The organism is Ferruginibacter sp., from assembly GCF_014377975.1.
Classification (GTDB): Bacteria; Bacteroidota; Bacteroidia; order Chitinophagales; family Chitinophagaceae; genus Ferruginibacter.
Genome location: NZ_JACMOO010000295.1, coordinates 1 through 4,390, shown reverse-complemented (window position 1 = coordinate 4,390; position 4,390 = coordinate 1). Strand labels below are relative to the sequence as shown.

Here is a 4,390-nt window from a genome sequence, read left to right as displayed (position 1 = left end):
TCATTGACCCTGGTAGTAAGATGTCCGCCAATAAAGACTTTATACAAAAGGTGTCCACGGATTTTTGTTGCGGGAATATATGCTGGCCTTCACCAGTGCTACAGGTAAAATTTATAAAGTGATTATAAACCATTTTTCTTTTACAAGGTTTTATAAAGCAGTAGTATCAATACTTGTAAGGGCCTTCGATTATATTTCTAAAGTAATTGCCTGGTCACCAACGCCCAGATTTGCCAATTGTTTAAGCACAGCATCCATCATGGGTGGAGGACCACATACATAAAATGGTTGATCAAAACTTGCGACAGTATCTTTTAAAAAGGCTTCTGTGATCATGCCCTGTTTATAATCTCCTACTGCTTCATCCGATAAAATATTAATAAAAGCATCTCCCAGCAAACTCCGCAATTCTTTTTCGTATATAATATCTGCTTTTGTTTTGTTTGCAAAAATCAATTTGTTACCGTCCATCTTATTGATGCTGTGCAAGTACCTGAATATAGAAAGAAAAGGTGTAATGCCTGCACCACCTGCAATAAATATTCCTTCACCCTTGTAAGCAATTACTCCCCATACATCATGAATGATCAGCTCATCCCCCGGTTGTAAGCTCAGTAACTCGTTGGTTACTCCTTTGTGTGCCGGATAAATTTTTATGGTAAATTCCAGGTAATTGTCATCCGGCAATGAGGTAAATGTAAAAGGTCTTTTCTCTTCTTTCCATGCTGGTTTATTAATAGATATTTCAGTAGCCTGGCCTGAAGTAAACGCATAATTATCCGGCTTCGGTATTACAATACTCACCACATCATGAGTTACCTTATTAATCGATTTTATTTTTACTATGTGTGATTCCATTTGTACATTTTTACTGGTAAAAAAATTATGTTTTTAGTTATGTCCCATCGCAATACAGATTACCGTTCGTTTCTAACTAACTTTTATTTTTCAGCAACTCTTTCCACCTTCCCGATTCTAAATATATCTTTCCTATTTGGCAGTAACTGTCAAATTGTTGCTAACTTTTATTTTTTATTGGAGGAATACCCAGATGAACAATATCAATTATTATGGTGCATCCTGCACTTATAAAATTGATTTTAATTCGATTGTTATTTGTACCGTTGATCTTTCTGCACCTTTGGCGTTTGTTTACAATACTGAATAATACACTTATTGTTTGATAACCCTAATATCATGCCCGATAAAATAAACACCATTTATACTTCCGATAGAATAGACACAAAATAATATTCGTAATTTGAATACATTTTAATGTTCACTCTCGTTAGCATCTAACCAATACTTTTTTAAACAATGCAGCAATTGAATTGTTGTAAAATTTTATAGGATGAATATTTTTTTAATTACATTTTGCCTTCCTTTACTGGCATACTTGAAATTTGATTGCTGTTATTGTAATAATCCTGTGATAGATCGTACGGATATTTCTTTCCGATGCCGGCCCCTGATACTTTGTTCTCTGGTTTGTATAATAAATGACGGGCAACAGGAGAAAGTAATAACACAACGACTGGCTATTGCTGGTTACAGTATTGATCTATGTTCCCAAACAAAAATGGATTTAATAACTTAAACACACCGGATAAAAAACAGGCACTATTGGTGTAGTTCGACTCTCCAACGCACCATTTTTTTTTGATCCTCAATAAGTCTGATAGAAAAACTACTTTTAATCAATATTTTAATATGCGGAATAAGTCAATTTTCATTTATAGCTTTTGGATATTTCTATCATTGGTCTTCTGTTGTAATTTATCAGTTTTAGCTCAAAACAGCACAACAACATATACAGACAGCGTTGATCCATCTTCCGCAAAAGATGCTATTTCTTATAAAAAACAAAGAGACATTATTGATATTGCCCTGCTGCTTTTACACAAAGATCCTAACAAAAGGCTGGATAGTACCCAAACTAAAAGTATGAAAATACGCCTTTCCATATCCCCCATTATTGAATACACCATTTCAACTGGTTTTACGGCCGGGTTAGCCGCCGGTGGTGCATTTGTTACCAGTCTGAAAGGAAATACCAATATTTCTTCATTTTTGGGTGCAATAAAATATACAGAAAAAAAGCAGTTTTTGCTCCCGGTACAATCTATTTTATGGACCCCTGGTAATAAATATAATTTTGGAGGCGACTGGCGTTATCTTAATTATCCCCAGGATACTTACGGCCTTGGAGGTTTTAAAACAACGGCTGACAGAAATATCATCACATACAAATACATTCGCTTTTATGAATTTGCTTTAAAAAAAGTATGGAAAGATTTCTATATCGGACTTGGATATCAGCTGGATTATCATTGGACCATTTCAGAATTAGATGTACTTCCCGGGCGGATTACTGATTTTCAATTATATGGCTTTCACCCGTCATCTTTCTCGTCGGGGATTGCATTAGATATTTTGTACGATTCCAGGGTAAACTCTATCAACCCTGAAGGCGGTAGCTTTTTCGCAAATTTTAAGTTCTTACAAAACAGCCGTCGTCTTGGAAGCAGCAGCAAGTGGAATTCGGTTCTTATTGACGTCAGAAAATATCTGGCACTACCTCATAAAAATGTACTTGCATTTTGGCTTTACAGCGTTTTAACGTTAAACGGCACCCCTCCTTATCTTGACCTTCCCGGTACCGGTAATGATAGCTACAATAATGCAGGAAGAGGTTATATGCAGGGAAGATTTATTGGGAAAAAGTACATAGACCTGGAAACAGAATTCAGGTTTGGGATAACGAAGAACGGATTACTGGGTGGAGTTATTTTTTGTAGTGCAGGATCTGTTTCAGAATTAAATACAAATAAGTTTGAAACTATTTTCCCCTCCGTTGGTGCGGGATTAAGAATAAAATTTAATAAGTTTTCTAAAACAAATGTGTGTCTTGATTATGGCATAGGAATAAAAGGCTCCCGCGGTTTTACCGGAAACCTGGGTGAGGTTTTCTAACCAATTTTTTAGCTGCTATGCTAAAGAAATATTGCCTCCTTCGTAAATCATTATCGAAGCAGGTTTGATTGCGTTTGATGGTTTGCATGCATTTCTCAATATTTTACAATTCTTATCTTTTTCATTAAACCAGGTATTGTCTACATTGAGCGGTCTCATACCTCCATCACTATTCACCGGCAACGATCTTCCGGGCGCATCGGTGCCCGTTCAGGTATCTGCCCTGGAAGAGGATAGTATCTGAAGTGCGGTAAATTGAGCCGTTCTTATATTGTGCAACTAATTCCGTCTGCGTAAGTCCTTTCTTGTAAAGCCGCACTGTTGTATAATTTCTCTTTGCACTTTGAGCCACGAATTTGTCTGGTACTTGCGTATAGAAACGATCGCTGCTTTTGAAAATATCTTATACCTGGCCAATTATTTAGCCCTTTCAACTAAATCATTTTCTTCCATAATCAATAAACTCTCTTGATAACCATTGAGCTTACCAAAAAGTGATTTGGTAATAAACAACGTTTGATCACCACCATAGCACATAAACCAATCTAACCTTGTAAAAAAAGCATTGAGTCTCAAAAACCATTTTTTGCCTTCAAACCGGGTGCGATATCTCCCAAATTCGTAACCGGTATTTACTGTGGCAATGATATCTGCACAAAAAGACCGGGGAGGAATTGAATCGGCATGAACAAAATATAGAATATCGTACACTGCTTCGGCAGCTCCACAATTCATTTGTATTGCCCTTCCTTTGCATGGACACCTTACAACTTTTACATTCAGGTTCTTTGCTGCTTGCACTGTCTTATCTATACTGCCACAATCGGATATGATTATTTCTGTATCGTAACCTTTACATCAGTTTTGCAAATGAGCAATTAGTGTATTAATATTATTTTCTTCATTAAATGTTGGAATGATAATGCTAATCATATTATTCAGTTTTCTGTATTTTCAGATTAACCAGGTTTTCTAAATGTACCAAATCCTTTTCTTCGTCAACATCGCTTAATGCTGTAACTAGGGAGTAACTCAAATTGCTTTTATTGCAACGTTCTTTCGTAGATGGCAGTACCGTGGAAGTGCTCCAGTCAATTTTTTCAAACAAGTCGTTGTGCATTTCTTTCATGCCCAGCAGGTAATAGCCACCGTCGGTGGCCGGGCCAATTACAACATCGCTGTTGTTGAATTCACCAAATGCCGTTTTTAAAATATTTTCATTAATACCCGGGCAATCTGTTCCTATTATCACCACTCGTTTGTAACCGCTTTTAAATAGTTGCACAAAAGCATTCTTCATTTTTTCACCCAAATCGTTACCAGATTGAATTTTATAATAAAAAGGAGCATTAACATCCCCAATAGTTTCATCAATAGCATCTGAGAAAAAGATAAATTTATCAGCTGTTACATGCTC

The 4,390-nt window shown here is 36.2% G+C and carries 3 protein-coding genes and 1 pseudogene; 1 reads left to right on the top strand and 3 read right to left on the bottom strand.

The window, feature by feature from the left end:
- Positions 1-189: 189 nt before the first annotated feature.
- Positions 190-858 carry a flavodoxin reductase gene (locus tag H7254_RS15145; RefSeq protein ID WP_301933759.1) on the bottom strand — a complete coding sequence of 223 codons (669 nt, stop codon included), beginning with the start codon at positions 856-858 and terminating at the stop codon, positions 190-192.
- An 852-nt stretch (positions 859-1,710) separates the two neighbouring features.
- On the opposite strand from H7254_RS15145, the gene H7254_RS15140 reads away from it, so the two are divergent.
- A complete protein-coding gene (locus H7254_RS15140) occupies positions 1,711-2,973 on the top strand; it encodes a hypothetical protein (RefSeq protein WP_301933758.1) in 1,263 nt (420 codons plus the stop codon).
- Between the two features lie 417 nt (positions 2,974-3,390).
- Here the strand turns inward: H7254_RS15140 and H7254_RS15135 are convergent.
- Positions 3,391-3,813 (bottom strand): annotated as a pseudogene (locus tag H7254_RS15135) (glycosyltransferase); the annotation flags it as partial.
- Between the two features lie 94 nt (positions 3,814-3,907).
- A partial coding sequence (locus H7254_RS15130) for a TIGR04282 family arsenosugar biosynthesis glycosyltransferase (RefSeq protein ID WP_301933757.1) occupies positions 3,908-4,390 on the bottom strand: 483 nt, incomplete at its 5' end.

Bases quoted from the DNA above. Each gene is read 5' to 3' on its own strand.
- H7254_RS15140 (WP_301933758.1), top strand. From the start codon at position 1,711: ATGCGGAATAAGTCAATTTTCATTTATAGCTTTTGGATATTTCTATCA.
- H7254_RS15145 (WP_301933759.1), bottom strand. From the start codon at position 858: ATGGAATCACACATAGTAAAAATAAAATCGATTAATAAGGTAACTCAT.